The organism is Gelria sp. Kuro-4, from assembly GCF_019668485.1.
GTDB lineage: Bacteria > Bacillota > DTU030 > DUMP01 > DUMP01 > DUMP01.
Map to the genome: position 1 here is coordinate 1,607,238 of NZ_AP024619.1, position 26,371 is coordinate 1,633,608.

The 26,371-nt window shown below is 54.4% G+C and carries 29 protein-coding genes and 1 pseudogene; all 30 read left to right on the top strand.

The genetic code is table 11. The annotated features are described in order from the left end of the window. Window positions 1-35: 35 nt before the first annotated feature. The 30 genes and pseudogenes from K5554_RS08060 to K5554_RS08200 all read left to right on the top strand — a co-directional run bounded on the left by K5554_RS08060 (window position 36) and on the right by K5554_RS08200 (window position 26,358). Window positions 36-2,111, top strand: a complete 2,076-nt coding sequence (locus K5554_RS08060; RefSeq protein WP_221038000.1) for a transcription antiterminator — start codon at window positions 36-38, stop codon at window positions 2,109-2,111. 24 nt (window positions 2,112-2,135) lie between these two features. Beyond that, the gene (locus K5554_RS08065) at window positions 2,136-3,182 is read left to right on the top strand and encodes an SIS domain-containing protein (RefSeq protein ID WP_221038001.1); all 1,047 of its coding nucleotides are present in this window, start codon (window positions 2,136-2,138) and stop codon (window positions 3,180-3,182) included. 23 nt (window positions 3,183-3,205) lie between these two features. After that, window positions 3,206-3,475, top strand: a complete 270-nt coding sequence (locus K5554_RS08070) for a PTS sugar transporter subunit IIB (RefSeq protein WP_221038002.1) — start codon at window positions 3,206-3,208, stop codon at window positions 3,473-3,475. A 19-nt stretch (window positions 3,476-3,494) separates the two neighbouring features. Then, the gene (locus K5554_RS08075; RefSeq protein ID WP_221038003.1) at window positions 3,495-4,763 is read left to right on the top strand and encodes a PTS ascorbate transporter subunit IIC; all 1,269 of its coding nucleotides are present in this window, start codon (window positions 3,495-3,497) and stop codon (window positions 4,761-4,763) included. A gap of 71 nt (window positions 4,764-4,834) precedes the next feature. Continuing rightward, complete coding sequence (locus tag K5554_RS08080) at window positions 4,835-5,569, top strand: sugar isomerase domain-containing protein (RefSeq protein ID WP_221038004.1); 735 nt, start codon at window positions 4,835-4,837, stop codon at window positions 5,567-5,569. Continuing rightward, window positions 5,570-6,769 carry an N-acetylglucosamine-6-phosphate deacetylase gene (nagA, locus tag K5554_RS08085; RefSeq protein WP_221038005.1) on the top strand — a complete coding sequence of 400 codons (1,200 nt, stop codon included), beginning with the start codon at window positions 5,570-5,572 and terminating at the stop codon, window positions 6,767-6,769. 21 nt (window positions 6,770-6,790) lie between these two features. Then, window positions 6,791-7,063 carry an HPr family phosphocarrier protein gene (locus tag K5554_RS08090; protein WP_221038006.1) on the top strand — a complete coding sequence of 91 codons (273 nt, stop codon included), beginning with the start codon at window positions 6,791-6,793 and terminating at the stop codon, window positions 7,061-7,063. Beyond that, the gene (pfkB, locus tag K5554_RS08095) at window positions 7,060-7,992 is read left to right on the top strand and encodes a 1-phosphofructokinase (RefSeq protein WP_221038007.1); all 933 of its coding nucleotides are present in this window, start codon (window positions 7,060-7,062) and stop codon (window positions 7,990-7,992) included. The genes K5554_RS08090 and pfkB overlap by 4 nt, the downstream gene beginning before the upstream one ends. A 34-nt stretch (window positions 7,993-8,026) precedes the next feature. After that, complete coding sequence (locus K5554_RS08100) at window positions 8,027-8,866, top strand: class II fructose-bisphosphate aldolase (protein WP_221038008.1); 840 nt, start codon at window positions 8,027-8,029, stop codon at window positions 8,864-8,866. Next, window positions 8,860-8,964: pseudogene (locus K5554_RS14705) on the top strand (putative PEP-binding protein); the annotation flags it as partial. The gene K5554_RS08100 and the pseudogene K5554_RS14705, both read left to right, overlap by 7 nt. A 100-nt stretch (window positions 8,965-9,064) precedes the next feature. Further along, the gene (locus K5554_RS08105) at window positions 9,065-9,334 is read left to right on the top strand and encodes an AbrB/MazE/SpoVT family DNA-binding domain-containing protein (RefSeq protein ID WP_255565327.1); all 270 of its coding nucleotides are present in this window, start codon (window positions 9,065-9,067) and stop codon (window positions 9,332-9,334) included. Further along, window positions 9,331-9,750 (top strand): type II toxin-antitoxin system VapC family toxin, encoded by a 420-nt coding sequence (locus tag K5554_RS08110; RefSeq protein WP_221038009.1) that lies wholly within the window; start codon window positions 9,331-9,333, stop codon window positions 9,748-9,750. The genes K5554_RS08105 and K5554_RS08110 overlap by 4 nt, the downstream gene beginning before the upstream one ends. Before the next feature lie 472 nt (window positions 9,751-10,222). Next, window positions 10,223-10,849, top strand: a complete 627-nt coding sequence (locus K5554_RS08115) for a GntR family transcriptional regulator (RefSeq protein ID WP_221038010.1) — start codon at window positions 10,223-10,225, stop codon at window positions 10,847-10,849. Between the two features lie 14 nt (window positions 10,850-10,863). Next, window positions 10,864-11,691, top strand: coding sequence for a transketolase (locus K5554_RS08120; RefSeq protein WP_221038011.1), 828 nt, complete (start codon window positions 10,864-10,866; stop codon window positions 11,689-11,691). Beyond that, the gene (locus K5554_RS08125; RefSeq protein WP_221038012.1) at window positions 11,691-12,629 is read left to right on the top strand and encodes a transketolase family protein; all 939 of its coding nucleotides are present in this window, start codon (window positions 11,691-11,693) and stop codon (window positions 12,627-12,629) included. The genes K5554_RS08120 and K5554_RS08125 overlap by 1 nt, the downstream gene beginning before the upstream one ends. Before the next feature lie 24 nt (window positions 12,630-12,653). Next, window positions 12,654-13,133 (top strand): PPC domain-containing DNA-binding protein, encoded by a 480-nt coding sequence (locus K5554_RS08130; protein ID WP_221038013.1) that lies wholly within the window; start codon window positions 12,654-12,656, stop codon window positions 13,131-13,133. Continuing rightward, on the top strand, window positions 13,130-14,182 hold the full coding sequence (locus tag K5554_RS08135) for an alcohol dehydrogenase catalytic domain-containing protein (protein ID WP_221038014.1): 1,053 nt from the start codon (window positions 13,130-13,132) through the stop codon (window positions 14,180-14,182). The genes K5554_RS08130 and K5554_RS08135 overlap by 4 nt, the downstream gene beginning before the upstream one ends. Continuing rightward, complete coding sequence (locus K5554_RS08140) at window positions 14,183-15,262, top strand: zinc-binding dehydrogenase (RefSeq protein ID WP_221038015.1); 1,080 nt, start codon at window positions 14,183-14,185, stop codon at window positions 15,260-15,262. A 25-nt stretch (window positions 15,263-15,287) separates the two neighbouring features. Beyond that, window positions 15,288-17,672: a glycyl radical protein gene (locus K5554_RS08145; protein ID WP_221038016.1), complete on the top strand. Its 2,385-nt coding sequence runs from the start codon at window positions 15,288-15,290 to the stop codon at window positions 17,670-17,672. An 11-nt stretch (window positions 17,673-17,683) separates the two neighbouring features. After that, complete coding sequence (locus tag K5554_RS08150; RefSeq protein ID WP_221038017.1) at window positions 17,684-18,637, top strand: glycyl-radical enzyme activating protein; 954 nt, start codon at window positions 17,684-17,686, stop codon at window positions 18,635-18,637. Between the two features lie 39 nt (window positions 18,638-18,676). After that, the gene (locus K5554_RS08155; protein WP_221038018.1) at window positions 18,677-19,156 is read left to right on the top strand and encodes a TRAP transporter small permease; all 480 of its coding nucleotides are present in this window, start codon (window positions 18,677-18,679) and stop codon (window positions 19,154-19,156) included. A 13-nt stretch (window positions 19,157-19,169) separates the two neighbouring features. Beyond that, window positions 19,170-20,456, top strand: coding sequence for a TRAP transporter large permease (locus tag K5554_RS08160; RefSeq protein ID WP_221038019.1), 1,287 nt, complete (start codon window positions 19,170-19,172; stop codon window positions 20,454-20,456). A 118-nt stretch (window positions 20,457-20,574) separates the two neighbouring features. After that, window positions 20,575-21,606, top strand: a complete 1,032-nt coding sequence (locus K5554_RS08165; protein WP_221038020.1) for a TRAP transporter substrate-binding protein — start codon at window positions 20,575-20,577, stop codon at window positions 21,604-21,606. Between the two features lie 103 nt (window positions 21,607-21,709). Further along, window positions 21,710-21,901 (top strand): tautomerase family protein, encoded by a 192-nt coding sequence (locus tag K5554_RS08170; protein ID WP_221038021.1) that lies wholly within the window; start codon window positions 21,710-21,712, stop codon window positions 21,899-21,901. Window positions 21,902-21,958: 57 nt separating this feature from the next. Then, on the top strand, window positions 21,959-22,867 hold the full coding sequence (locus K5554_RS08175; RefSeq protein WP_255565602.1) for a DMT family transporter: 909 nt from the start codon (window positions 21,959-21,961) through the stop codon (window positions 22,865-22,867). 116 nt (window positions 22,868-22,983) lie between these two features. Further along, a complete protein-coding gene (locus tag K5554_RS08180) occupies window positions 22,984-23,646 on the top strand; it encodes a GntR family transcriptional regulator (protein ID WP_221038023.1) in 663 nt (220 codons plus the stop codon). A gap of 9 nt (window positions 23,647-23,655) precedes the next feature. After that, a complete protein-coding gene (locus K5554_RS08185) occupies window positions 23,656-24,564 on the top strand; it encodes an NAD(P)-dependent oxidoreductase (protein WP_221038024.1) in 909 nt (302 codons plus the stop codon). Between the two features lies 1 nt (window position 24,565). Continuing rightward, the gene (locus K5554_RS08190; protein ID WP_221038025.1) at window positions 24,566-25,297 is read left to right on the top strand and encodes a DUF362 domain-containing protein; all 732 of its coding nucleotides are present in this window, start codon (window positions 24,566-24,568) and stop codon (window positions 25,295-25,297) included. A gap of 2 nt (window positions 25,298-25,299) precedes the next feature. Then, window positions 25,300-25,926 carry a hypothetical protein gene (locus tag K5554_RS08195; RefSeq protein ID WP_221038026.1) on the top strand — a complete coding sequence of 209 codons (627 nt, stop codon included), beginning with the start codon at window positions 25,300-25,302 and terminating at the stop codon, window positions 25,924-25,926. A 33-nt stretch (window positions 25,927-25,959) separates the two neighbouring features. Then, the gene (locus tag K5554_RS08200) at window positions 25,960-26,358 is read left to right on the top strand and encodes a 4Fe-4S dicluster domain-containing protein (RefSeq protein WP_221038027.1); all 399 of its coding nucleotides are present in this window, start codon (window positions 25,960-25,962) and stop codon (window positions 26,356-26,358) included. Window positions 26,359-26,371 lie beyond the last annotated feature (13 nt).

Genomic DNA, 26,371 nt, shown 5'->3' on the forward strand with positions numbered 1-26,371 from the left:
AAAGACTAGATTTGCCACATTGCGAGGTGGCAGTGTTGAGCCTGAATGAAAGACAGCGGAAACTGGCAGGGGTTCTTCTGCAATCTCCAGAACGTGTAACGATTCGTGCGTTGGCCGAACGACTTCGGGTTAGTCAAAGGACCGTCCGCTATGACCTCGATTCCTTGGAGTCCTGGCTTGAGAAACGTAATGTTAACCTTATCCGTAAACCAAACCAAGGTATCTGGCTTGAAGGCGACCCGGAGCTATTGTGTGCGCTGCAACACGAATTGGGACCGACTGTTTCCTATGACTGTTCGCTGTCACCGAAAGAGCGGCAGGAGCTGCTGGCTGCCTTGCTCTTGCGATCCGACAGGCCTTTAACCGCGGAAGAGCTCGCGGACAGACTCATGGTCAGCCGTGCGACTGTCGTATCGGACCTTCAGAAAGTCCGCAGCTGGTTTGCCGACCGGGGTATTTCCCTTCACAGTAAGCCCAACGTAGGATACTACCAAGAAAGCTCGGAAAAAGACTGGCGGCGGGCTGTCAGCGATCTTCTCACAGGATCCGCCGGGGAAGAGCATTTGATTCGTTACCTTACAGAGATGAGTTCAGGGTCCGGACCATGGCGACGAGAAGGTCCGGACGGCGGTATCATGCTTGTTCTGACTCTTTTTCGTGAAGTGAACTTGACCGAGCTTGAGAAAATCGTAACGGAGGTGTGCGGACGCAACGGGCTTGCCTTAAACGACAGTTCAATGGTCGGCCTTGTGATCCATCTCGCGCTTGCCATTACGCGTCTCAAGCAAGGTAAGGATATCGTGATGCTTTCCCCGGACCTGGACGAGATCAAGGAAAGTCCTGAGTTTGGCATAGCCGGCGAAGTGGCATTGGCTGTGCGCGAGCAGTACAAGGTAGAGATGCCACCGGCGGAGATAGGGTACATTAGTTTGCATCTTATGGGGGCCAAGCTGTGCTCTTACAGGAAAAAAGCTTATAAGGGACATGACGGTAAAGCAGATGGAATAAAGGTCTTGGCAACCCAATTCATACGTCGTGCGGAGACATTGTTGGGTGTGGAACTCTCAACAGATACGCAACTTTTGGATGGGCTGACAATCCATCTGCAACCTGTCCAAGCGCGAGTGAAGTTTGGCCTTCCCTTTCGCAATCCACTCCTCGATGAAATCAAGCAGAAGTTCTCCTTCCTGTTCTTCGTCGCTAAACAGGCGTCAAGGACACTTGAAGACACTTGGGGCAATAACCTCCCCGAAGAAGAGATCGGCTACCTCACCCTGCACCTGGGGGCAGCCGTGGAGCGACTGAAAACCAGGTATCGTATCCGGCCAAGAGCTCTTGTGGTGTGCGGCAGTGGAGTGGGTACATCACAACTCATTGCAAGCGTTTTGGAGTCCGAAATCCCGGAGATCGAGCTTGTCGGTTTTAGCTCGGCATTTTGCGTTGCCCAGCAGATAAAGAGCCTTCAACCCGATTTAGTCCTTTCGACCGTTCCTATTAAGAATTGTGGGGTTCAGACAATTGTCTTGTCCGGCATTCCAACTTCCCAAGAAATCAAGGAACTCCGGGCCGCACTTGGTTTTGGCTCAAGTGAGCCCGGGGTGAAGCAAAAAGAAGGTTTAGAAAGCAAACATGGCTTTTCGGGAGGGACAAAACCGGTGCTTTCTGACGTGCTGGTGGCAGAAACCATAGCTCTAGATGTAGAGGCAAAAGACTGGGAAGAGGGCGTTCGCCTTGCCGGGGGATTGTTGGTGCGAAGTGGTTCCATCGAAGAACGCTACGTGGACAGTATGATCAAGGCGGTCCAGGAACTGGGACCCTACATTGTAATAGCGCCGGGTATCGCCATGCCGCATGCCCGCCCGGAAGACGGGGCACGAAAGATCGGGCTGAGTCTGGTTCGGCTCAAGAACCCGGTTTCATTTGGTAACCCAACAAACGATCCTGTTGATTTGATCATCGGCTTGAGCGCCGTTGACAGTGACTCTCATCTGAAGCTTCTCGCCCAGCTTTCTAAACTTGTTAATAACCCAAATCGCCTGAAAGTCATTAGAGAAGCCGGCAGCAAGGAGGGGATTCTGGCGCTGGTTTCTCAGGTCTCCGAAGAAAACTGAATCCAAGAAGAAAGGATGTTCACCATGACTCAGACTGCTGGCTACAAAACCCTTAAAGAAATCCTGGATCAACCGGCGACTTGGAAGCGCACGGTTGAACGGTTCAATGGGGATCTCGGCAATTCGGTGGAGTGGATTAGGGAAAAAGCTCCGGCAACAATTCTCTTTACAGGCTGCGGAACCTCGTACTATCTCTCCTTGGCGGCGGCAGCGGCCTTTCGGGCCATGGCTGGGCAGCCAGCTCAAGGTGTTCCGGGATCGGAAGTATTCCTGCAACCGGAAACAACACTTCCCGCAGGGAACGACTCGCTGGTCATCGGTGTTTCCAGGTCGGGGGAGAGCAGCGAGACAGTCATGGCACTCTCCTACGTAAAGGAGAACCGCCGTGGAACGAGTGCCGCGCTTTCGTGTTATCCCGGTAGCAGCATCACCCGGCAGGCAGAAAAGGTCTGGACGATTCCGGAAGCGCAAGAAGAAAGCGTGGTCATGACGAAATCGTTTTCCAGCCTGCTGTTGTTCCTTGATCTGGTTGCAGCCGCGCTTGGACAGCAAAGGGGTATCCTTGACGAATTGGCATCGCTCCCGCAAATCGGTCAACAAGTTATTGCGGGGTATGAGCAAATGATGGCAACCCTTGCCTCTGACCCGAAGACCGGCCGCTTTGTTTTCCTGGGCTCGGGCTCTTTTTACGGCCTGGCTTTGGAAGCAATGCTGAAAGTCAAGGAACAGGCTGTCGCCTGGTCAGAAGCTTACCATTCACTCGAGGTGCGCCACGGCCCTAAATCCATCGTCGACGATAACACTTTGGTGGTAGCTTTTGTTTCACCTAGTGCGTGGCGCTTCGAGGCGGATGTCCTGAAAGAGATGATGGACTACGGTGCTAAAGTACTTACACTTGGTGCGGAGGATGCCGTCAGCGAGTGGAACGTTGTTCTGCCCCAAGGGGTGAATGCTTTTGCACGGGGTTTGGCGGCCATGCCGCTTGTGCAGTTGCTCGGCTATTACCATGCCATTGCGAAAAAACTCGACCCCGATGTGCCGCAGCACCTAACCCAAGTTGTGAGACTTTAGCTCAGGAGGTGAAACGGAAAACCATGAAGATCGTTACCGTGTGTGGCATGGGCTTTGGTACGAGTTTGATGCTCAAGATGACGATTGATGATATTTTGAAGGAGGAGGGGATAAAGGCCAGTACAGAAGCGTGTGATGTAGGTTCCGCTAAGGGCAAGCAGGCGGACATTGTTGTGGCTTCAAGAGACATCGGTAAGCATCTTGCCAATAGTTTCCCGAAGGTTGTGCTTATCAACAATTTGACCGACAAGGCTGAGATCAGGGCTAAGCTCCTTGGGGAACTACCAAGATAACAATCAAGGGGGGATTTGGATGGTTAAGGCATTGGTGGAAGTATTCACGACGCCGGCGATTATGCTCGGGTTCGTTGCCCTACTTGGCTTGCTGTTGCAGCGCAAATCTGCATCGGAGTGTATAACTGGGACCTTTAAGACTATCCTTGGGGTTCTTATCTTAAGCAGCGGGGCGGGCGTCATCGTGCAATCGCTTGGCCCCTTCAGCGACCTTTTCACAAAAGCCTTCAACCTCACAGGTATAGTCCCGTTTGACGAAGCAGTGACAGGCGCCGTCATACAGAAGATCGCGGTCGTGGCGAAAACATCTTCGTTGATTATTGCCTTTGGGTTCCTGGTAAACCTGCTTGTCGCGCGAATTACTCCTTTCAAGTACATTTTCCTCACAGGCCACATGATCTGGATCATGGCAGGGTTCTTGGCATTTGCCCTCTTCGATCTGGGCTTTTCTGAAACCGGCATCGTGGTAATTGGATCCCTTGTGCAAGGCGTAGTCTTGACTCTGCTTCCAGCTATTGCCCAACCGATCATGCGGCGGGTGACCGGATCCGACCAGTTTGCCTACGGGCACCTCACGACCTTAGGGGTGGTGGCTGGAGCCCTGGTCGGAAAAGTCTTCGGCGATCCTGAGCAAAGCAGTGAGGACGTAAAGGTGCCGGAAAGCCTTGAGTTCTTCAGGGACACCGCGATCTCGATTTCCGTGGTGATGCTTGTTATATACGTGGTTACAGTACTTGTTGCTGGCCCTGCCGCTGTGGCAAAGGCATCGGGTGGTCAGTCACCGCTGACCTACGCTGTTGTCCAGGCCCTGACTTTCACGGCGGGAGTGCTCATCCTCCTGCAAGGCGTAAGAATGTTCCTGGGCGAGATTATCCCCTCTTTTCGTGGTATTGCGCTGAAGGTGGTTCCTGGTGCGATCCCTGCGCTGGACTGCCCGGTGGTTTTTCCTTATGCCCCTACAGCTCTAATGCTGGGGTTTGTTAGTTCTGTGATGGGCATGATCGTCGGCATGTTTGTCTCCCGGCTGCTCGGAACCGTAATACCTCTTCCCTCGATCATCGGGGGCTTCTTTACGGGTGGTACCTCGGGTATCTTTGGTAATGCTGTAGGAGGAAGGCGAGGCGCTGTCATCGCAGGCTTTGTCTACGGCTTAATCCTTACAATTCCAGTCGCACTTTTCTACCCACTGTACGATCTCCCCAAGTATGGGATCACCGGGGTTGCCATGCTTGTCCCGGATGGGCTGGCTGTTTTAGCAATTATCAAAGCTATTGCCAGCATTTTCTAGTGTTGCAGGCGACGGGGAAACTGGCACACCGGTTTCCCCCTATTATATCTATCTGGAGGTTGAATTGAAAAATGAAAGCTTTAGAATACCTGAATAAGGTAGAGACAATCTTGAAGGAGGTCAAAGGAAGCCAGCTTCAAGCCATCCAGCAGGCTGCGGAGCTTGTGGCCCATACCATTGAGGGCAGCGGTTTACTTCATGTATTCGGCTGCGGTCACTCCCAGATGTACGCCGAGGAGCTCTTCTACCGTGCAGGCGGCCTGGTTCCTGTAAACGCCATACTGGAGCCCGCCCTTTCGCTTCGGCCGGAGGCACCCAAAAGCACTTGGTTCGAGCGCTGCCCAGATTACGGTAAAGAAATCTTGAAGAACGAACCTGCGCAACCCGGCGATACGCTGATTATCGCTTCTACGTCGGGGAGGAATGCAGTGCCAATCGACGCCGCCCTCCAAGCCAAGGATATGGGCCTCAAGGTGATTGCCTTGACCTCCATGGCTTTCACGCGAAGCGTTAAGTCCCGTCACGCAAGCGGCAAGTTGCTGTATGAGCTGGCGGATGTAGTGTTGGACAATTGCGGTGTCAGCGGTGACGCGGTAATAGGGTTTGAGGGCATACCGTTTAAGGCCGGGCCGACATCGACAGTCGTTGGGTGTGCTATTCTCCAGGCTGTAATTGTGGAGGCCATAGAAAAGCTTTTGGCTCGAGGCATAACACCACCTGTATGGGTCAGCTCCAACCTGGACCAAGGTGATCAAATCAATTCCCGCTATATTAAAGAGTACAGAGGGAGGGTCAAATGTCTGTAAATGCGGCCGGCGGGGAATGAATCTGACACGTTAACCGTTCTGACAAACGGGCGTATTCTCACACCTTATGTTGAAATAAAGACTGGAACGGCTGTTATCCAAGGACGGCAAATAGTGGAAGCGAAACCTGCTGCACTGAATGACTTTCCCTCAAGTGCACGAGTGCTGAATCTGAGAGGACTGACTGTAGTTCCAGGCTTTGTTGACATGCACATCCACGGTGCTCTTGGAGCGGACACGCTGGATGCCGCACCCGAGGCTATCTCGACCATAGCGCGCTTCTTGGCGAAAAACGGGACTACTTCATTCTTACCGACAACGGTGAGTGCCGGCTGGGAGCAGCTGGGGAAAGTTGCAAGTGCTGCGGTGGAGGCAAAGAAGAGCAATACTCTTGGAGCCGAGATCCTGGGTTTGCACCTTGAAGGTCCTTTCCTAAACCCTGAAAAACGGGGCGCGCACAACCCTGCGGCCATCCAAGGCGTGGACCTTAACGCTGTCGCGGCGCTGCTTCACCGCTTTCCTGGTTTGGTACGGGTTGTCACCCTGGCGCCTGAGCTGCCAGGGGCGCTTGATTGCATTAAGTACATGGCAGGGCAAGGAGTCACAGCCGCAGCGGGACACACCAGTGCTGATTTTGCCACTATGAACGCAGCGTTCGAAGCTGGGCTCACCCACGGGGTTCATCTCTTTAACGGAATGGGGCCGTTGCATCACCGTGAACCCGGAGTAGTCGGAGCCATTCTAACCAGGCCGGGGGTTACTTGTGAGGTAATCGCCGATGGACATCACCTACACCCGGCCACGGTACGGCTTACAGCCTCGCTGAAAGCTCCGGACGATCTGGTCCTTGTCACTGACGCCATGCGCGCGGCCGGTCTCGCTGACGGGCAGTATGATCTGGGCGGTTTAACCGTTCGCGTTAAGGATGGGGTGGCGAAATTACCGACCGGCTCCCTGGCCGGTAGCACACTTACCTTGGTTAAGGCTGTTAAGAACGCGGTGGCCTTTACCGGTTTTCCGTTGCAGAAAGTCGTTCAATGGGCGACGGTGAACCCGGCCCGTGTGCTGGGGGTAAGCGCGAAGAAAGGAGAAATTGCCGCGGGGAAAGATGCCGACATTACGGTGCTTGATCAGGACTTCAATGTGGTCTTGACCATGGTTAGAGGGACAATCGTCTGGGACAGTCTGCAGAAGGAATAGTGGGATGGAGGAGGCTTGTTCTTGGTTCAGATCGTTGTCACAATAAAAAACCCTACGGGTTTGCACGCCCGCCCCGCAGCGGCCTTTGTGCAAGCGGCAGAGCGCTTCGAAGCTGCCGTTTGGCTTGAAAAAGATGATCGGAGGGTTAACGCTAAGAGCATTTTATCAGTGATGTCGCTGGGCGCGAAACAAGGAACTTCTCTAAAACTTGTAGCGGACGGAAAGGATGAGGCTGCAGCCGCGGCGACTCTAAGGGATCTGATCGAGCGGGGGTTAGGGGAAATGGTGGGATGATTCTCTGTGTCACGTTGAATGCCGCCATCGATAAAACGTACGTTATTGAAGGCTTCAAACCGGGGGAGATTTTCCGCGTAAAGGAGACAAAAGCCCTTCCCGGGGGCAAGGGAATCAACGTCTCCCGGGTTATCCATTCACTGGGCGGCGATGTTCTCGCCGCGGGTTTTATCGGCGGGCACAACGGGGCTTTTATTGAAGAGCGCCTTGCGGCTGAAGGGATTCCCTCAGCTTTTGTGAGGGTAAAACCCGAATCCCGGGTCACGATCAGCATAATCGACCCTATCTGTTCTTCCGAGACGGGGCTATATGAACACGGGCCGGTTATTGACCGGGAAGATTGGGAAAGGTTCAAGGACCATTTTGCTCGCCAGCTCAACAAGGCCGATATGATCATGTTATCCGGGAGCCTTCCCGCCGGCCTGCCTTCTTCTGCCTATGCGGAGCTAATCAGAATGGCAAAGGCAAGACAACGCTCTGTCATTCTGGACACGAGCGGGGAAGCACTGAGGGTTGGTCTGGCTGCCCACCCCTGGATGGTCAAGCCCAACCGTGTAGAAGCTGAAGAGCTCCTTGGCTGTCCGCTGGACAGTCAATCGTCTGTCGTTGAGGGCATAAAGAGACTGTTGGCCGACGGGTTGGAGGCAGTGGCCGTATCGCTCGGTAAAGATGGGGTCATTGGGGGCTGCGCAGATGGTATCTGGAGCGTCCGGCCGCCGCAGGTAAAGGCAATAAGTAGCGTGGGTGCGGGAGATTCGTTTGTAGCGGGGTTCGCATTGTCGTGGTTAAGACAGGGCGATTTTGCCGAAGCTCTGCGCTACGCGACGGCCTGCGCTGCGGCCGGCGTCACAAAGGTGGGTGCAGGAGTCTTGTCGCCCGCTGATGTTCAACACCTGGCCAAGGTTGTCCAGGTGGAGAAAATCGGTTAGGTCGGAGGCCCGGGTGGAGAGGAGTGTGCAAGACATGGGCAAAAACGTGGGCAACATTCTCCAGGCTGCACAGCAGGGCGGATACGCAGTGGGCGCGTTTAACATACACAACCTCGAGATGTTTCGCGCTGTGACCGATGCGGCAGCAGAAACGCACAGGCCGGTTTATATCCAGACGACGCCGGGCACGGTGCGCTTCATTGGCGCAGGTTATCTGGTTGCATTGTTTAAAGAAGCACTCAAGCAGGCGCAGGTTCCCCTGATACTACATTTGGATCATGGGGACAGTGTTGAAATTGTGAAAGAGTGTTTGGCAGCAGGATATCCTTCCGTAATGATCGACGGCTCCAGGTTGCCTTATGAAGAAAACGTGGCTTTAGTGCGTGAGGTGGTCGCCCTGGCCCGGAAGCAGGGAGCTGCGGTGGAAGCGGAATTGGGAGAAGTGGGGGGAACAGAAGAAAAAGAGCTGCCGGGAAGCGGATCAACCTCGCTCACTGACCCTGAACAAGCAAGAAGCTTCGTGGCTGAAACCGGAGTAGACAGCCTGGCGGTGGCGATTGGGACAGCACACGGGGTCTATCGCGGCGAGCCGCATCTTGATCTCGACCGGCTGGATTTGATCAAGTCTGCCGTGAACGTTCCTTTGGTTCTTCACGGCGCCTCGGGAGTACCTGACAGACAACTGCGCGATGCGATTTCCCGAGGCATCTGCAAGGTAAACATCGCCACGGACCTTAAGCTCACGTGGGCCCGGGAACTCAGGCGATCCCTTGATGAACAACCGAAGGAGACCGATCCACGAAAAGTGCTTAAACCTGTAATAGCGGCCGTAAAACAATTGGTGCAGGATAAGATCAGTCTGTTTAGGGAGTAGGCCTCTTTCGTACCGAGTTCCTCCACATGGACCGCAGCGATCTTCCCAGCGAGGAGGAGCAGTGCGAGGTGGAGGTGCCGGCGGCGGCACCCGCCGGCGATCTTCTGGTGCCAGCGGTTCCTGCCTGGACACTATCGCCGGATACCCGGTCTTGAAAAGTAACTGCCAAGGTGCTAAACTCAAACTGGAAGTATTACATTGTGGGGTGATGACATGCCGTCCATTGCCCGGGTATCCCCAAAAGGTTGGGTTGTTATACCGAAGGAGCTGCGGAAACACTACGGCCTTGCTGCCGGTTCTAAGGTTATGTTTGTGGAGCAAGAGGGTGCGCTTTTGTTACTTCCTGTGCCACGCGATCCCATTGCAACCGGACGCGGTATTCTAAAGGGACATGATCTCACTTCGGACCTTTTGTTCAATCGTGCCACAGAAAGGGAAGCAGAAGAACTGGAGATTGAAAGCAAATGACTCCTTACGTTTTGGACAGTTACGCGCTCCTGGTCTACTTCCAGGATGAACCCGGTGCCGATGAGGTGGAAAGCCTGTTCAGAAAGGCTTCCCAGGGTGAGGCGGTCCTTTTTCTGTCGGCTGTGAACTACGGCGAAGTAGCGTACAGTGTCAAGAGAAAAGCAGGAGGCAGGGCCATGCGATCCTCCCTGGCGCTGCTGGACCTCCTGCCAATAGAGGTTGTCTCCATCTCCAGAGACCTCGCTTTGACAGCAGCGCTTTACAAGGCCAAATATCCTATAGCCTATGCCGATTGTTTCTGTTTGGCGTTGGCTAAGCAGCAGGGGGCCGCCGTTGTCACAGGCGACCCCGAGTTTCACAAGGTGGAGTCTGAGATCACGTTTAAGTGGTTGCCGGAGAAACAAAAGAACTCTTAGTAAGGTGCAGTGGTTCCTAACAACCGGCGGGCAGAAACCTGACCTTTTACAGGCGCTCTTGGCGGGAGGTAACAACGTTGTTCAGGTATTGTACTCTTAATTAGATACCGAAGTGGGGAAAAGGTGCGTTGCCCAGGCATGAAGTGGATAATAAGGCGGCCCGTCCTGATTTGTTCAGGGCGGGCTGCCTTACTATGTGCGTTTGCTAAGGCATGCAACCTGAGCGATAGTTCCCCGCCAGGTTCGTGACTGAGGTTTTGAGCTGTGAGCCTGGGAGCCGGGCCGGTCTTTTTCATGTGCATTGACCTACGGTGCCTTGACACGATCCAATAATAAACCGTTATAAGATATGCAGAAAGATTTATTATACTGTGAGAGGAAAATGGGGAAACATGCCGAATACCTAAACCGATATACTAGTATACAAGTAAAGTACTAGTATACCAGAGCTCTTGGGGAGGTCCGAGATAGGTTGCTACTTCAAGAAAAAGCCTACGAAATAATTAAAAAACGGATCTTGACCAACACCTACAAGACCGGGGAAATGTTATCAGAAAATGGCCTGGTCGAAGACTTGGGGATGAGTCGGAGCCCGATCCGCAACGCTCTGGTCAGGCTGAGCAAAGAGGGTTTCGTACAAATAGTTCCTCAGAAAGGCGCCATCGTCAACGACATGTCTGCCGAAGAGGTCAGGGACATTTTCGACCTTCGTATTGCTGTGGAGGCCCACGCTGCTCAGAGGTTGCCGAATAGACTAAACTCAAAAGATGTTGAGGCGCTGCAAACATTACTGGTGGAACAACGAAAGATAGCGGAAAAAGGCAACGTAACGGACTTTGTAACCCTGGATTTCTCTTTCCATTTATACCTGCTGAAGAAATACGGCAACACAAAAATGGTAGCTATTCTAGAGAACTTGCGAGATCGCATGATACAGTGTGGCATATACGCTGCTCGCGATCAGCAACGTATGCGCCAAACCATAGAAGAACATGAGGCGATTTTACACGCCTTGATAAACGGAACCGACAGCCCATCAGCTCAACTCCTCATGGAGACACATCTGAACAACGGTAAGAATCGGTTCTTTGAGCAATAGAAAGGGGCTGTATTATGCAGAGGAGAGAACTTATCCGGCAGTTAGTCCAGAAAAGCTGCGAGCTGAGGGCAAACATCTTACGAATGATCCATGCCGCCGGCGCAGGGCACCCAGGGGGATCCTTGTCGGTGGCAGACATTGTAACGGCACTCTATTTCTATGAGCTTCATATTGACCCCACGAACCCTGCCTGGCCACAAAGGGATCGTTTCATTCTTTCGAAAGGGCATGCCTGCCCTGCTTGGTATGCTGCCTTGGCAGAACGCGGTTTTTTCCCAAAGGATCAACTCCCTACTCTTCGCCAGCTTGACAGTATGCTTCAAGGACACCCGGACAAGAAGAAGACTCCCGGAGTTGACATGACCACTGGTTCGTTGGGCCAGGGTTTGTCCCTGGCTTTCGGAATGGCGATGGCGAGTCGGATATCCGGTTTAGGTTTTCGGGTGTACGTGGTCTTAGGGGATGGAGAGGTTCAAGAGGGCCAGGTTTGGGAGGCGGCCATGGCCTGCGCTAAATACAAGCTGGACAACCTGGTCGCATTTATTGATCGGAACAAAATGCAGGTGGACGGGCTTACTGAAAACGTTATGCCTGTTGAACCCCTGGCGGAAAAGTGGAAGGCGTTCGGCTGGGAGGTCCGAGAGATAGACGGACACAACATGGAAGAGATTGTTGGTGTTCTTGATTGGGCGCGAAGTATCGAAGGCAAACCGGTCATGGTGATTGCCCACACGATTAAGGGGAAGGGCGTGTCATTCATGGAAAACGTACGCGAGTGGCACGCGAAAGCCCCCACTGATGAGCAACTGGCGGCCGCGTTGCGTGAACTGGGGGTGGCGTAATGCTCGGGTTGTCTACAAGAGAGGCTTTTGGGCAGGCCTTGGTGGAAATGGGAGCAAAATACCCGGACCTCGTCGTTCTGCAGGCAGACGGTACGAAATCAACTCAAACGATTCATTTCGCAGAGCGGTACCCATCCAGGTTTGTCAACGTTGGGATCGCTGAACAAAACCTGATGGGCGCCGCAGCAGGGATTGCCAGTACGGGAATGCGAGCTTTGGTTAGCACCTATGGTGTATTTGCAAGTATGCGTGCCTGTGAACAAGTCCGGACATTTATCGCTTACCCCTGTTTGAATGTGACGATTGCTTCCAGCCATGCAGGGGTGACCCCTGGAAGTGATGGGCCCACGCACCAGGCCACGGAGGACATAGGCATTTTCCGAACGATCCCGGCCATGACCATTGTTATGCCTGCTGACGAAGTTGCTACGAAAGCGCTGCTTGACCAAGCTCTTGCATGGGAAGGGCCTGTTTACGTGAGGCTTACGCGGGGCCCGGTTCCGGTTATGTACTCTCAGGAACAGAAATTCGCGCTGGGGAAAGCAATCCAGCGACGAGATGGAACAGATCTGACAATCATTGCCCTCGGTGACATGCTATGTTGGGCGGAGGAAGCGGCAAGGCGACTCGAACGAGAAGGTATTCAGGCGCGCGTCCTTGATATGCATACAGTCAAGCCCATAGACAAGGCGGCTGTGCTGCGCGCCGCCGAAGAAACAGGGGCAATTGTGACGGTTGAAGACCATAACATTATCAATGGCCTTGGCGGGGCGGTCGCAGAGACTGTCAGTGACGGTTGTCCGGTTCCCGTTAAGCGTATAGGGTTGGCCGACACCTTTGCAGAATCCGGCGCATACGAGAAACTGTTAACAAAATACGGGATGAGTCCGGAGCATATCGTAAGAGCAGCCTATGAAGTTCTCAAGATGAAGAAATGATAGTTGTGTGGAGGATGACAAGAAGTGAAAACAATCGTATCTGCATGCGGCCAGCCAGGTCGACTGGTGGTTGCCCGAATCGGTGCAAAAACCGACCTTCTTGAAGGCATCAAGGACATTTGCAGTAAGTACGATATTAAGTCTGCAGTTATCCTTGGCCTTACCGGCAGTCTGTCTGAAGCTAAGTTTACATACATCGTGCCTAAGGAAGATAGCAAGCTTGGAGCCGGGAAAGGAGTTCCTTTTGTGCTTCCAGGTCCTCTAAACATTTTGGCAGCTGAGGGTACGGTCGCTCGAACAGAACGTGACGACTATTACATTCATATACATGCAGCCTTGGCGGACCAGTTGGATCACGTTTACGGTGGGCACATTTTCAAACCTACCACGGTGCTACTCACTATGGAAGTTGCTCTCTTGGAAACAGCGGGGGTTTCTCTTAGGCGCCGGTTTTACGAAGAAACCGGGTCGGAGCAGCTGAGCCCAGAGGAGGCAGAAAGTTGACTACTTCTCGAGCGTTGGTGCTGGAACCGGATGCTAATCGACGAATACAGGAGTTCTCTGTGCCTACTGTTCCCGAAGATGGACTCCTGTTGAAAGTGGAACTGGCACGCATCACGCAACGGGATAAAGCAGTGCTCTCCTGGGAAAAATTGACGGCTGCTGTGATTCCTGGCTGCATCGCACTGGGGTATGTTCAAGCTGTTGGTCAGAAAGCTGCCTCCTTTTATGAAGTGAAGACGGGTGACAGGGTAGTGGTTGAGCCCTTTACCACCTGCTACCGGTGTAAGCCGTGCCTTACAGCCAAGCGTCGGCTCTGCGCGCACAAGCGATGGTATGGTGCAGGGTTCTCCCTGACGGAACACCCAGGTTTAGGCGGCGCCTACAGCGAGTACATGTATGTTCGTCCTGGATCACGGGTTCACAAGGTACCAGACTCCTGGGACGAGCGTGCAGCAGTTCTGCTTCCAGAAGCGATTTGGGTTTTTGATGCCCTGTTTGAAGTCGGTAAAGCCGGTTTGGGCAAGGGAATCCTTATCGATGCTCCCACTGTTCCTGGCCTTTTGGCTGCTGCCTTGGCACGGGAAAGCGGCCTGCAGCCGATTGTGATGAACTGTGATGACACGAATAAGGACCTGGCCACCCGGATGGGAGCGCTGCGTGTCTTTCTGCGAGGAGAGAAAGTGGAAGATCTTCCAGAGAATATGCCAGCTCCAGACCTATTCTTGGTAACATCATGTGATGCGCGGACGTTTACGTCCGGTGTTAAGGCGCTAGTTCCAGGGGGGACAGTGGTCGTCGTAGATACCGTGGACGGTGTGCCCAAAGAGATATTCCAGTATGGAATGAAGAAGGAGATAGCTTTCAAATCCATCAGCGGCCCTAGCTGGGATGTTAAAGGAGCTAGGAATCTCTTGGAAAAACGGCAGTATGCGTTCGCGGCTCTCGTCACGCACGTACTCTCCCTCAACGACCTACTTGGGACTAAGTGGGCTGATAAATGGGACTGGGCATGCGTGAGCCCCGGGGCCCCGCTGAAAGGGAGAGCGTAAATGTCGAAGAGAACATCGTTGGCGGTAGTTCTGGAGGCTCCAGAGAAACTCTACCTCAAGGAATTTCCTCTGCCTGAAATTGGTCCAAGGGATCTTCTCCTGCGTGTCGAGATGGTATCCATTTGCGGAAGTGACCGGCTGCTGTTTCGGGGAACGCACAAAGCTTCCTCTTTCCCCAAAATCCTGGGCCACGAGATAGTCGGCTACGTGGAAGAGGTGGGGGAAGAAGCAGCGGAGCGTTACGGGGTTAAGAAGGGGGATCGCGTGACGCCTGAACCGTACCAAATGTGCGGCCACTGCGAGCACTGCCTCACGGGCAACTATGCTGCTTGCCAGCCGCGCAAGAACTATGGGGTGAGCTTCACGTGTGATGAGCCGCCGTATCTCCTCGGAGGATACAGTAAGTACATGTACATTGGGCCAGGAAGTAAAGTGCACAAGGTAAATGGCGATGTCCCGGCTGAGGCTGCCTGCCTTTCTTCCGTCCTTGGCAATGGTATTCGCTGGATTCGGACCAAGGCCCGAGTTGTGCCGGGCGAATCGGTAATTATTGTCGGAGCTGGTGCCTTGGGCCTGACTACGGCTGTCGCGGCGGCGGAAGCTGGGGCTTCACCGGTGGTCGTCATCGGCCTTACCCGCGATGAGGCGAAGTTTCGGGTTGCGCATCAGTTGGGCGTAGATGCGACTATCAACCTCGAGACGGAAAACGTGAAGGAAAAAGTTCGTGAGCTTACCGGAGGTAAGATGGCGGACGTGGTTGTGGAATGTGCCGGGGCGCCGGCGTCCATCGTGATGGGTTTAGATTTGGTGCGAGCTGAGGGCCGTTACGTGTTGGCCGGTGTTACCGGCGGGCAGGAGGTGAAGCTGGTCACAGACCAGATCGTGAACAAAGAACTTCAGGTTATTGGTGGACACGGGCAGGCCTGGGAGGTGGAGGATGCAGTCAGGTTGCTCAACTCTCGCAAGTACCCGCTTGAGAAGCTTATTACGCACCACTTTCCGCTAGAAAGAACGGAAGATGCCATGAAGTTGTTCCTTAACCCGCCTGGGGACTGTATCAGGGTGGCGTTGGTGCCTTAAACAGCTTGTCAGGGGAGGGGATAGCATGTTGGTGACAGAAGCGAGCCCGCGGATTGAAAAGCTTCGCACGTTAATTCGTGACAGTAGGCCGGCGGTCTGTGTCGAAAGGGCGAGGCTGATTACGCTGTCTTACCGCGAAACGGAAAGCGACCCGATAGTCGTTCGTAAGGCAAAGGCACTTGCCAGAATCCTAAACGAGATGACGATCTACATTTCCGATGGGGAATTGATTGTAGGTAACCTGGCGAGCCATCCGCGCTGGGCGCCTGTCTTTCCAGAGACGGCGGCTGTTTGGGTGGGCGAGCAACTTGATTATTTTGATAAACGGGAGAAGTACCGTTTTGATGTGCCTGAAGAAACCAAGAAAGAACTTCAGGAGCAAATACTGCCCTATTGGAAAGGTAAAACCGTTCAAGAACGCGCACTGGCCATGCTCCCCGAAGAAACACGCCAAGTCTTTGACATGGAGTACCCGGTAGTCTCCCCAACCCTTTATTTAAGAAACTCCGTCGGCCATCTAATCGTTGATTACCCTAAAGTCCTGAGGATTGGGTTTGCGGGGATCTACCGCAAGATCGAGGAACAGGAAAAGCGCCTGGACCAGACCGATCCGGAAGCCATCGCAAAGCTCCAGTTCTATTATGCCGGCAAGATTGTGGCCAAGGCGGCGGTGAACTTCGCACATCGTTACGCCGCAAAAGCGCGGGAGTTGGCCCGAACGACAACGGACCAGGAGCGGCGGCGTGAGCTGGAGAAGATCGCCGAGGTGTGCGACTGGGTGCCGGAGCACCCGGCGCGTACGTTCCAGGAGGCATTACAAGCGTTCTGGTTTGTTCATCTTATTGTTCATATTGAGACCGACGGACTTGCCGAGTCCCCGGGACGGTTCGATCAGTACGTGTATCCCTATCTGGCAGCTGACCTGGAAAACGGGAGATTGACTAAGGACCAGGCCCAAGAACTCCTTGATTGCCTTTGGGTCAAGTTCGGTGAAGTCATAAAGCTTGCAGATGTTCCCCCGGCGACAAAATACTTTGGCGGCGTGAGCATGTCACAAAACTTGATTTTAGGTGGCGTTGACGGCCAGGGACGGGATGCAACTAACGAGCTTTCGTACATGTGCCTGGTGGCTGAAAGCCATGTTCGTTTGGATCAGCCAGCGTTGAGCATTCGTATCCACCAAGGCACGCCGGAAGAGTTCCTCCGGTGGGCTGCAGCAGTCATAAGGCTCGGGGACGGAAAGCCAGCGGTTTACAACGACGAAGCTATCATACCGGCCCTTCTGAGTGATGGCGTTACTCTTGATGATGCTTTGAACTATGCCATAGTGGGTTGTGTTGAACCTGCTCCTTCTTACAACTGCAACGGTTGGACGAACGCCGCAATGTTCAATATGGCCAAATGCCTCGAATTAGCGGTCAATCGCGGCGTGTGCCGGCTTTCTGGGAAGCAGGTTGGTCCCGTTACGCCAGACCCGAGAGAAATGGCCACTTTCGAAGACGTCTTGGCGGCATACAAAACCCAAATCAGCTACTTTGTCCGGCACATGGTGACAATGCTCAACACCTGGGACATCGTCCAGGCAGAGGTCAATCCAACTCCGTTCGCTTCCATTCTTACTGACGGCTGTATCGAGAACGGTCTAGACATGACGGCCGGTTCGGCCAAGTACAACTATACCGGTCCCCAAGGGATCGGTTTAGGAGATGTGGCTGATTCGCTGGCGGCCATTCGAAAGTTGGTGTACGAGGATAAGGTCCTTACATGGGACCAATTGAATGCAGCTCTCGAGCATGATTTTCAGGGCTACGAACTGGTACGCCAGCGCTTGCTAAACAAGGCACCCAAATACGGTAACGATGATGATTACGCTGATGAACTCGCGCGTTTGGTGGGCGACATCTATTGCCTGGAAGTCAAGAAATACAAAAACCCGAGGGGCGGCAAATACCGGCCTGGCCTGTACCCCGTAGCTTCGAACGTCCCACTGGGTCGTGTGGTAGGAGCGCTTCCTAGCGGGCGACGTGCCGCTACACCGCTCGCGGATGGGATCTCGCCCTGCCACGGGTCTGACCGGCTTGGGCCGACCGCCGTCCTCAAATCAGTCGCAAAAGTACCGCACGTGCTGGCAACGAACGGTACTTTGCTGAACCTAAAGTTCCAGGCAGATACACTCGCCGGTGACGATGGGCTTACCAGGCTGTGTGCCTTCTTGCGGACGTTCTGCAGCCTCAAGCTAAACCATGTCCAATTCAATACCGTTTCGGCAGAAACGCTGCGGCAAGCCCAAGAACACCCTGAAGACTACCGCAATTTGCTCGTCCGCGTTGCCGGCTATAGTGCCTTTTTTGTGGAGATCAACCGCGATCTGCAAGATGACATCATCGATCGCACAGAACATGCGCTGTGAAGGATAGCACCATGCGTGGCATTGTGTTTAACATTCAGCGTTTTTCCTTACACGATGGCCCGGGCATCCGGACAACGGTGTTTTTAAAGGGCTGTCCTCTTCGATGCCAGTGGTGCTCTAATCCCGAGTCGCAGACAGCGGAACCGCAGATCATGTACCTGGAGCGCCGCTGCCTGCACTGTGGGACCTGCTCTGCCGTCTGTCCCCAAGGAGCGATTGTCTCGGGGACAGCTGGTCAACGCATAATCGACCGCAGAAAGTGCACTGCGTGCGGGCTATGTGTGAACGAATGCATGGCCGAAGCACTGCGCTGGTCAGGCGAACACAAATCTGCCCGTGAGATTGCAGAGGTAATCGAAAGAGATCAGCCTTTTTACCGTGCGTCAGGCGGGGGCGTTACCTTCTCGGGTGGAGAGCCCCTCCTGCAGGCTGAATTCGTGCAGGAAATTGCTCTCCTTTGCCGGGAGAGAGGCATTCCCACGGCCATTGAAACCTCTGGGTATGCACCGGAAGAAAGAATCGCGGAGCTAATGGGTTTGATAGACCTATGGCTGGTTGACATCAAGCACCCCGACGAGGACAAGCATCGCGCTTACACAGGCGTCAGCAATGCTCAAATCATCTCCAATCTAAGGTATTTGGCGGAACACCAGGCAACGGTTGTGGCGAGGATACCGTTCATCGGCCGAGTCAACGCGGATACTGAGACCGTTGAGAGAACCATCCAACTGTTGCGCTCTATCGGTGGCATACGCGAAGTTCATCTCTTGCCTTATCACGAATTGGGTGTGCGAAAGTACGATCAGCTTGGTCGGACCTACAAGACCCAAGCCTGCACAGTAGCGGCGGAGGACGTTGAGGAAGCTCTCGCCCGATTCCACGCAGCGGGCTACACGGCACGCAATGACGGCGTGACGCCTAGACGAACTTTGTCCAGGCTTGGGTTGACACACTATGCAAGATAGGCTCAGTTGCCTGGAAATCTGGTACAAGGGGGTATCGGCATGCTCGACCAGCTAACACGAGGAGTCCGGCGCGCTGAGGAAGGAATTATTGCTTTACTTATGGCAGAGACGATTGTTGTCGGCATCATGCAGGTAGCAGCACGTTATGTGTTCCATTCTTCTTTGCCCTGGTCAGAGGAGTTGCTGCGTTTCTCTTTCATATGGATATCTTTTCTCGCGGCCAGCGTGGGTGTGGCCGAGAAGGCGCATGTATCGGTTTCAGTGCTTGTGGATCGGCTGCCCAAAAAGGCAGCGCTGCTGGTCAACATCATAGCATCGATGATAAGTGCTGCATTTTGCGCTGCCATCGCTTACTTTGGGTACGGCTTGGTGGCACTTCAGGCTGAGACCCAGCAGCTTTCGCCGGCAATGGAAATACCTATGTGGGGGCCCTACCTTGCTGTGGTAGTGGGCAGCTTCTCCATGGCTGTGCGCTTCCTGCTACAAGCGGCCCCGCTGTTACGATCTCTGATCGGATAAGGGGAGTGGAAACATGGCGACAGGAATTCTGGTTTTTGTCCTTCTCCTCTTCTTCATGCTGCTCAACGTGCCAATAGCTGTAGCTATCGGGGCCGGGACCTTGCTCAGTCTTGCTATGACGACGGGTACGTCCCCAGCCATCATCGCGCAACGCATGTATGCGGCTGTAGACTCCTTTCCCCTGATGGCGATACCGTTCTTTATTGTCGCCGGGAACTTCATGGAGCGCGGCGGAATCTCCCGCCAATTGGTCGACTTGGCCGAACTTTTCGTAGGACGCCTGGCCGGCGGCCTAGGGCAGATCGCTGTTGTGACCAGTGCCTTCTTTGCGGCTATTTCAGGTTCTGGACCGGCCACTACCGCTGCCATCGGCAGCATAATGATACCAGCCATGGAGAGGAACAACTATGACCGGGCCTTTGCCACAGCGCTTGAGGCAATCGCTGGAGCATTAGGTCCCTTGATCCCTCCGAGTATCCTTTTCGTAACCTATGGAGTGGCCACCGGCATATCCATCAGCGATCTCTTCCTGGCAGGAGTTGTGCCAGGGATTCTTACCGCACTATCACTTATGGTGGCCGTATACGTCATTTCTAAGAAACGGGGATACGTGGGGACCGAGACGCAGGTAACCGGCACTGTGCTTTGGCAAAGAACATTAAAAGCCTCCTGGGCTCTCTTTTTGCCGGTGCTGATCCTTGGCGGGATCTATGGTGGGATTTTTACGCCTACGGAAGCAGCTGTTGTCTCTGCCGGTTACGGATTGCTCGTGGGCATGTTTGTTTATAAGGAACTCAAGCTTCGTGATCTTCCAGGTATACTGGTCAAGTCCGCCATCACTTCCGCCATGGTTATGTATGTGATTGCAACGGCATCTGCACTTAGCTGGGTTCTCTCCAACGCGGAGATACCGAGCAACCTTGCAAGATTCGTGGTTGAGCGCAATTTCAATGTCAATGTGCTGTTTATTCTCCTGAACGCGTTGCTACTGTTTACCGGCTGCTTCATCGAATTAAATGCAACTATCGTTATCCTTGCGCCACTCCTTATGCCCATCTTTACCCATCTGGGCGTGGATCCTGTTCACCTGGGCGCTGTTATGGTGACCAACCTTTGCTTGGGCTTGGTGACCCCGCCCTTTGGCGTTAACCTCTACGTAGCTTGTGGGATCGCAAAGATGAAGATCGAGGAAGTAACCAGGTGGTTGATCCCGCTCTTAGGGGCTGCCTTGGTCCCGCTTCTTCTGGTTACCTATATTCCACAGCTTTCCTTGTTCCTCGTTCGTTTGGCAGGTCGGTAGCTGTCTGTCTGAGTGTGGAAGGGGGTGGGCAGAAAAGTGGTTCGTTCTGGCTCTTGAGGATAACGGGGCTGAGGGGTTTGGACGGTAACACAGAGACGAAGAAGAAGGAGACGTGTTAGTGTTGAGGAAAAAACCGTTCGCGTTCATGGCTGCGATGCTCGTTGGACTGCTTGTGCTAAGCGGTTGTGGTGGAAGTGGGAATAAGGCGAGCAGCAATGCCGGGGAAAAACAGCAAGAGGGACCCATTGTCTTGAAGCTTGGTCATGTCCTAAATGAAGCCAGTCCTTTCCACAAGGGTGCGGAAGAGTTTGCCCGCGCTGTGAAGGAAAAGAGCGGCGGACGCCTTGAAGTTAAGATTTTCCCCAATGGTCAGCTGGGAAACGACCGCACCCTGGCTGAGGCCATGCAGATGGGGACGCTGGATATGGAAGTGGCCGGGAGTGCCACCCTGGTCGGTTTCGTTCCCCGGCTGCAGCTGTTCGATCTGCCCTTCCTTTTCCGTGATCAACAGCACGCTTACAAAGTCCTGGACGGGCCGATCGGCAAAGAAGTATTAAAGGACTTTGACCAAAAAGGCATAGTAGGTTTGGCCTTCTGGGAAAATGGGCTCAGGCACCTGACCAACTCCGTACGACCGATCAAGACGCCGAACGACGTCAAGGGCCTAAAGATTCGCGTGCAGGAGATTCCTCTGCATGTTTCTTTCTGGAAGATACTCGGTGCTGACCCCACCCCAATGGCCTGGACGGAGGTTTACACCGCCCTCCAACAAAAGACGGTGGACGGCGAAGAAAACCCCATTCAGACCATTTACACCCAGAAGATTTACGAAGTGCAAAAGTATATCTCCCTGACGGGCCACGTTTATGGTGCAGCAGTGATTATGGTGAGCAAAAAGACCTACGACAAACTCCCTGCTGACCTGCAAAAGGTGCTGGTGGAAGCCGCGCAGGAGACGGCCGATTGGGAGCGCAATTACGTTAAGGATCTGGAAGACAAGGCTTTGAAAGAGCTACCTGGTTTGGGCATGGAGATCGAGCATAATCCTGACAGGGAAGCCTTCAAAGCAGCTGTACAGCCTGTTTACGACGAGTACGCAGAGAAGCTGAACGCAAAAGACCTGATCGAACAGATTTTGAACACGAAGTAACGGTTGGAGCACAGCTAAGACGGCGGGAGCCTTTTCCTGCGTCCACGGTAAGGCTTAGCCAAGGCCGAGGAAAGGCTCCCCCACAGCAGGAAGGAAGTGCAGCATGCCGGTAATCCATGTGTCCATGCTAGGTGGGAAAAGTGCTGAAGAAAAGCGCAACCTCGTCCGTGGGATCACCAACGCGGTGGTAAAGGCGTTGGGGGTGGAACCAGGTAAGGTGACGATCTTCCTTAAGGAGTACGGAGCGCAAGACATAGGGAAAGGTGGCAACTTGTACGGCGAAATTGGAGGGTAAAGTGGCCAAGGAGGCTGCCGGTAAAGGAGTGATTGTTTGATCGTTCCCTCACCCTACTTGGCCGAGATTTCACTTTTGGGGACTGTTTTAATCTGGGGCGGTAACTTCGTTGTGTCTAAGGTCGCGATGAACTACTTTCCCCCATCCGTGTTCGTGACCGTACGGTACGTCATGGCGACGCCGCTGCTGTTTCTGCTGCTGAAGCTTCGGGAAGAGAAGGCTGGCATCGACTGTGGTGAGCTCATCCCGCTGGCCTTTTTGGGCCTCACGGGCGTAGCCATGTACCAGATGTTCTTCATCCATGCCGTGGCTTATACCACAGCAACCAACGCCAGCCTTCTCAACAACACCTCCCCGCTGTTCGGGGCTGTGCTCACGGTAGTGAGCCGCCAGGAGAAGGCTTCTTTAGTCAAGTACGCGGGCATGCTCCTCGCCTTTTTCGGCGTCGCTGCCTTTATTGGAACCTCATCCCTGCCTTTGGGCGGAAGGCACTTCCTGGGCGATGCTTTAGGGCTGGCTGGTGCGGCCTGTTTCGCGGTCTACTCGACGCTGAGTGTACCTATTCTGCGGAAACACTCGCCCTTGAAAGTGACAGCTTATGCCGCACTGTTCGGTACCGTGGTGCTTTTGGCTTTGAATCTAGTTCAGGTAGTACGGCTCGATTGGCAGCAGGTGCCTGCTTCCGGGTGGCTGGCCCTCATGTACACCACCGTTCTGTCGACTGTCTTTGCCTTCGTCGCGTGGTACACGGGGCTCAAGGCGGTGGGGGCCACGGGCGCCATGGTCTACCAGTACCTGGTCCCGGTCGTCGGTGCCCTGTGCTCGGTGATCTTCCTTGGAGAAGTGATCACGCTGAAACAGGCCGCGGCTGGGCTGATCGTGATCTCCGGCATCGCGCTCGTGAAAGGCGCCGATGGGCGCCAAACGGGCCAAACCCAGAAGCTAGGTAAATCCCATGCCGGCTAAGCCTTAAACCTCGCTGCTTTTTGGCCCAGAGTGAATCCACGGATCTATGAATCTAGCTTGAGAGGGGGTGACCTGCCAGGAAAGTGGACCACAAGGAAATAAACGAAGCTGGACCTTTGAGCATCAAGATCGCCAAAGAGCTCCGACAGGCCATTTTGCACGGGGAATTCGGCCCTTGGTCACGGCTCAACGTCAGCGCCATAGCGGAGCAGCTGCAGGTAAGCCGCACTCCGGTTAAGGAAGCCATTCACAAGCTGGAGCAGGAGGGGCTGGTGGCCATCCCGCCGAATGGCGGGGCGGTAGTGGTGGAACTGTCGCCACAGGACATCGAGATTATCTACACTGTAAGAAGTATGCTGGAGGGCTTAGCTGCCCGTATCGCGGCGCAGCGCCTGACTGCTGAAGAACTGCGAATGCTGGGCGACATCTTGGACGAGGCGACGCTTTACGCTAGCAAGAGGCGGATGTGCCAAGTGGCGGAGCGTAACCGGCGGTTCCACCGCCTGATCTACCTTGGTTCCAAGAGCGTACCGCTGTCCAAGATGATCTCAACGGTTACCGAGCAGCTGGACGGGTTACGAGTGTCGTCATTGGAAGTGCCGGGGCGAGTACACAAGGCCGAGGAGGAACACTACGCCATCCTACAGGCCCTGGAGGCGCGGGATGGCGAAGCGGCCGAACGGTTGATGCGCGAGCACATCTACATGACAGGATACAAGTTGATCCGTTTGCCCGAGGGTGAACTGTCCGCTCGGGCGGGCGCGTCAGGAGAGGAGTAGATCGAGAACATGGAACAGCAAGCTAGAGCAGTGCGCCTGGGATTTGTCGGAGTAGGGCGCATGGGCAGGGCCATGGCCAGCAATTTGGTGCGGGCCGGGTACGAGGTGCGTGTCTACGACCGTTATGCGGCGGCCATGGAAGCCATGGCAGAGGCGGGAGCCATACCGGCAGAGCTTCCCAAGCTAGTGAAGGAGAGCGACATCATCCTGCTGTCCTTGCCCAACCCAGCCATCGTTGAAGACGTTGTCCTGGGCTCCGGGGGCATATTCGCTGCGGCGCGAGCGGGGCAACTGCTGATTGACCTCAGTTCATCCACTCCCCAAAGTGAGCATAAGATCGCCGCCCAAGGCCAAGCCATCGGCGTAGACTTTCTGGATGCGCCGGTAAGCGGCGGCGTGGCTGGGGCCGTAGCCGGCACCCTGACCATCATGGTTGGCGGGCCGGAAAAGCTGGTGGCACGGGCCAGGCCGATTCTCGAAGTGCTTGGCAAGAAAATCGTGCATGTCGGTCCGGTTGGTACGGGACAGGCAGTCAAGCTGGTAAACCAGCTCCTTTTCGGGGTCAATATGGCAGCCCTAGCGGAAGGCCTGAAACTTGCTGAAGCCTTGGGATTGGATCAGAACGTAGTTTACGAGGTCGTCAGCGCCGGCGCTGGGAACAGTTATGCCCTACAAACCAGGTGCCCCAAGTTTATCTTTGCTGACAACTTCGAGCCGGGGTTCAGTCTGGAGCTGGCGGCCAAGGACTTGAGACTGGCTGTGTCGGCTGCTCTAGAAGCAGGACAACCGTTGCTGCTTGGAGCCTTAGGACTGCAGCTTTTCGAGGCGGCAAAACACCAAGGCTATGGGGCTAAGGACATCTCCGGCATTTACAAATATCTATCCGAGCATTTAAGTCCGGTTGTGGAGGAGGGTTAACATGCGTATCGACGAGGACAAGTGTATAGGTTGCGGGGTTTGCATGCCCTACTGCCCCGCCGGCGCTATCAGCATCCAAAACAAGAAGGCGCATATTGATCGGGACAAGTGCTTGGAGTGCGGAACCTGTGGCCGGGCGCGGGTAGTGCGGTGCCCTCGCGGAGCCATTCACGAAGACGAGGACGTCTACCAGCGGCCGCGCTCCATCAGGAAGTACTTCAGTGATCCCATGGCCTACCATGTGGAGACGAAGGTTCCAGGCCGCGGCACAGAAGAGGTAAAGACCAACGATGTTACTGGGCGGGTGAAAAAGGGGCAGTTTGGTATCGCCATTGAGATGGGGCGTCCGTGCCTGGGGGCTTCGTTTGTGGACATTGAGAAAGTGACGATGGCCCTGGCGCGGGAAGGCATAACCCGCTTCGAGCGGGACAACCCCCTGACACATCTCATGGCAGATCCCGAGAAGGGCATCTTTACCGACGAAGCCAAACAGTGCCGGGTGGTGTCTGCAATCATCGAGTTCACCATTCCGGATGAGATGTTGGAGCGTACTCTGGCTACCATCAAAGAGGTCGCGCAGGAGATAGACACCGTCTTCTCCTTGGATCTCATTTCGCGCCTAGAAAACGAGCCTACTATCGCAGTAGCCCCACAGTTGGAAGTCCTAGGGATTACGCCCAGACCGAACGCCAAGGTTAACTTGGGGCTCGGTCGACCGCTGAAGGAGGACTAAAAATGACGCACTCTCTTCACAGAACGGGAACGCCCGAAAACCTAAAAGATGATTTCGTCGTCTTGGTTACACCGGCCGTTGGCATAAACAACAAAGGAAGCCAGGACAAGCTGAGGGAAATCCTCGACTTTATCTTTGACCTCGGACCGACCAACATTGGTTCGTACGAAACGGGTACCGTCTTTTCTGGAGCTACCATCGAAGAGATCAAGGAGAAATTGTCGGAAACACCGAGGGTACGGGTTTGCTTTTCTAGCAAAGAGAAGGTGAAAAAGCTGGTTGAGTTTATCAAGGAACGAGACTTCGGACTGTCTGTAACTGTCAGCGGTTTGGTGGACGAGATCAAGGACATAACGCAAGCCGTAAACATCCAGCCTCACTCGATCAACCTGTCCCTCGGCATCCACGGCAAGACCGAGGCACTGCCCTCCCCTGAGGTCCTAGAATTCGTTACCATGTGCGGTCACGGTATGATCTCGGCCAGCTTGGTGGAGAGACTGATCGCCGACGTAAAGGCGGGGCGCCGTACCCCTCGACAGGCCGCAGAGGAGATGGCGCGGCCCTGTGTGTGCGGCATCTTTAACCCCGATCGGGCTGCCAAGTTGCTGCAGAAGTATGAGCGGCAGTAGGCAAGGAATCTTTCTCGGGAGAGGAGACAGAGCATGAAACTGGCGTATGATCAATCCAAGTGCACCGGCTGCGCGGTGTGTGCTAGCGTCTGTTCTTTTAGGCTGAAAGGCTTAGTGCACCCAGGCGGCACCCGGATCAAGTTCGCTTACGTCAGCCCTACAGACAGCCATGTGATCTACTGTCGTCAATGTGAAAACGCCCCTTGTGCCCTGGCTTGTCCCCAAGGGGCTATTCAAAAGGACGGTAAGACCAGCGCCTGGGTGGTGGACGCCGAGAAGTGCGTCGGCTGTGGCCTTTGCCTGGAAGCCTGTCCCTATGGCGCTATCCGCCTGGATACTGAATCAGGTAAGGCGGACAAATGCGACCTGTGCCAGGGCGATCCGGCCTGCGTGAAGCACTGCCTGGCCCAGGCTCTGACGGTGCAAGATTAACTAGGGGGAGAGG

Bases quoted from the DNA above. Each gene is read 5' to 3' on its own strand.
- K5554_RS08125 (WP_221038012.1), top strand. From the start codon at position 11,691: ATGCTCGGGTTGTCTACAAGAGAGGCTTTTGGGCAGGCCTTGGTGGAA.
- K5554_RS08075 (WP_221038003.1), top strand. From the start codon at position 3,495: ATGGTTAAGGCATTGGTGGAAGTATTCACGACGCCGGCGATTATGCTC.
- K5554_RS08200 (WP_221038027.1), top strand. From the start codon at position 25,960: ATGAAACTGGCGTATGATCAATCCAAGTGCACCGGCTGCGCGGTGTGT.
- K5554_RS08160 (WP_221038019.1), top strand. From the start codon at position 19,170: ATGGCGACAGGAATTCTGGTTTTTGTCCTTCTCCTCTTCTTCATGCTG.
- K5554_RS08100 (WP_221038008.1), top strand. From the start codon at position 8,027: ATGGGCAAAAACGTGGGCAACATTCTCCAGGCTGCACAGCAGGGCGGA.
- K5554_RS08195 (WP_221038026.1), top strand. From the start codon at position 25,300: ATGACGCACTCTCTTCACAGAACGGGAACGCCCGAAAACCTAAAAGAT.
- K5554_RS08110 (WP_221038009.1), top strand. From the start codon at position 9,331: ATGACTCCTTACGTTTTGGACAGTTACGCGCTCCTGGTCTACTTCCAG.
- K5554_RS08070 (WP_221038002.1), top strand. From the start codon at position 3,206: ATGAAGATCGTTACCGTGTGTGGCATGGGCTTTGGTACGAGTTTGATG.
- K5554_RS08185 (WP_221038024.1), top strand. From the start codon at position 23,656: ATGGAACAGCAAGCTAGAGCAGTGCGCCTGGGATTTGTCGGAGTAGGG.
- nagA (WP_221038005.1), top strand. From the start codon at position 5,570: ATGCGGCCGGCGGGGAATGAATCTGACACGTTAACCGTTCTGACAAAC.
- K5554_RS08140 (WP_221038015.1), top strand. From the start codon at position 14,183: ATGTCGAAGAGAACATCGTTGGCGGTAGTTCTGGAGGCTCCAGAGAAA.
- K5554_RS08120 (WP_221038011.1), top strand. From the start codon at position 10,864: ATGCAGAGGAGAGAACTTATCCGGCAGTTAGTCCAGAAAAGCTGCGAG.
- K5554_RS08145 (WP_221038016.1), top strand. From the start codon at position 15,288: ATGTTGGTGACAGAAGCGAGCCCGCGGATTGAAAAGCTTCGCACGTTA.
- K5554_RS08065 (WP_221038001.1), top strand. From the start codon at position 2,136: ATGACTCAGACTGCTGGCTACAAAACCCTTAAAGAAATCCTGGATCAA.
- K5554_RS08155 (WP_221038018.1), top strand. From the start codon at position 18,677: ATGCTCGACCAGCTAACACGAGGAGTCCGGCGCGCTGAGGAAGGAATT.
- K5554_RS08190 (WP_221038025.1), top strand. From the start codon at position 24,566: ATGCGTATCGACGAGGACAAGTGTATAGGTTGCGGGGTTTGCATGCCC.
- K5554_RS08080 (WP_221038004.1), top strand. From the start codon at position 4,835: ATGAAAGCTTTAGAATACCTGAATAAGGTAGAGACAATCTTGAAGGAG.
- K5554_RS08150 (WP_221038017.1), top strand. From the start codon at position 17,684: ATGCGTGGCATTGTGTTTAACATTCAGCGTTTTTCCTTACACGATGGC.
- pfkB (WP_221038007.1), top strand. From the start codon at position 7,060: ATGATTCTCTGTGTCACGTTGAATGCCGCCATCGATAAAACGTACGTT.
- K5554_RS08170 (WP_221038021.1), top strand. From the start codon at position 21,710: ATGCCGGTAATCCATGTGTCCATGCTAGGTGGGAAAAGTGCTGAAGAA.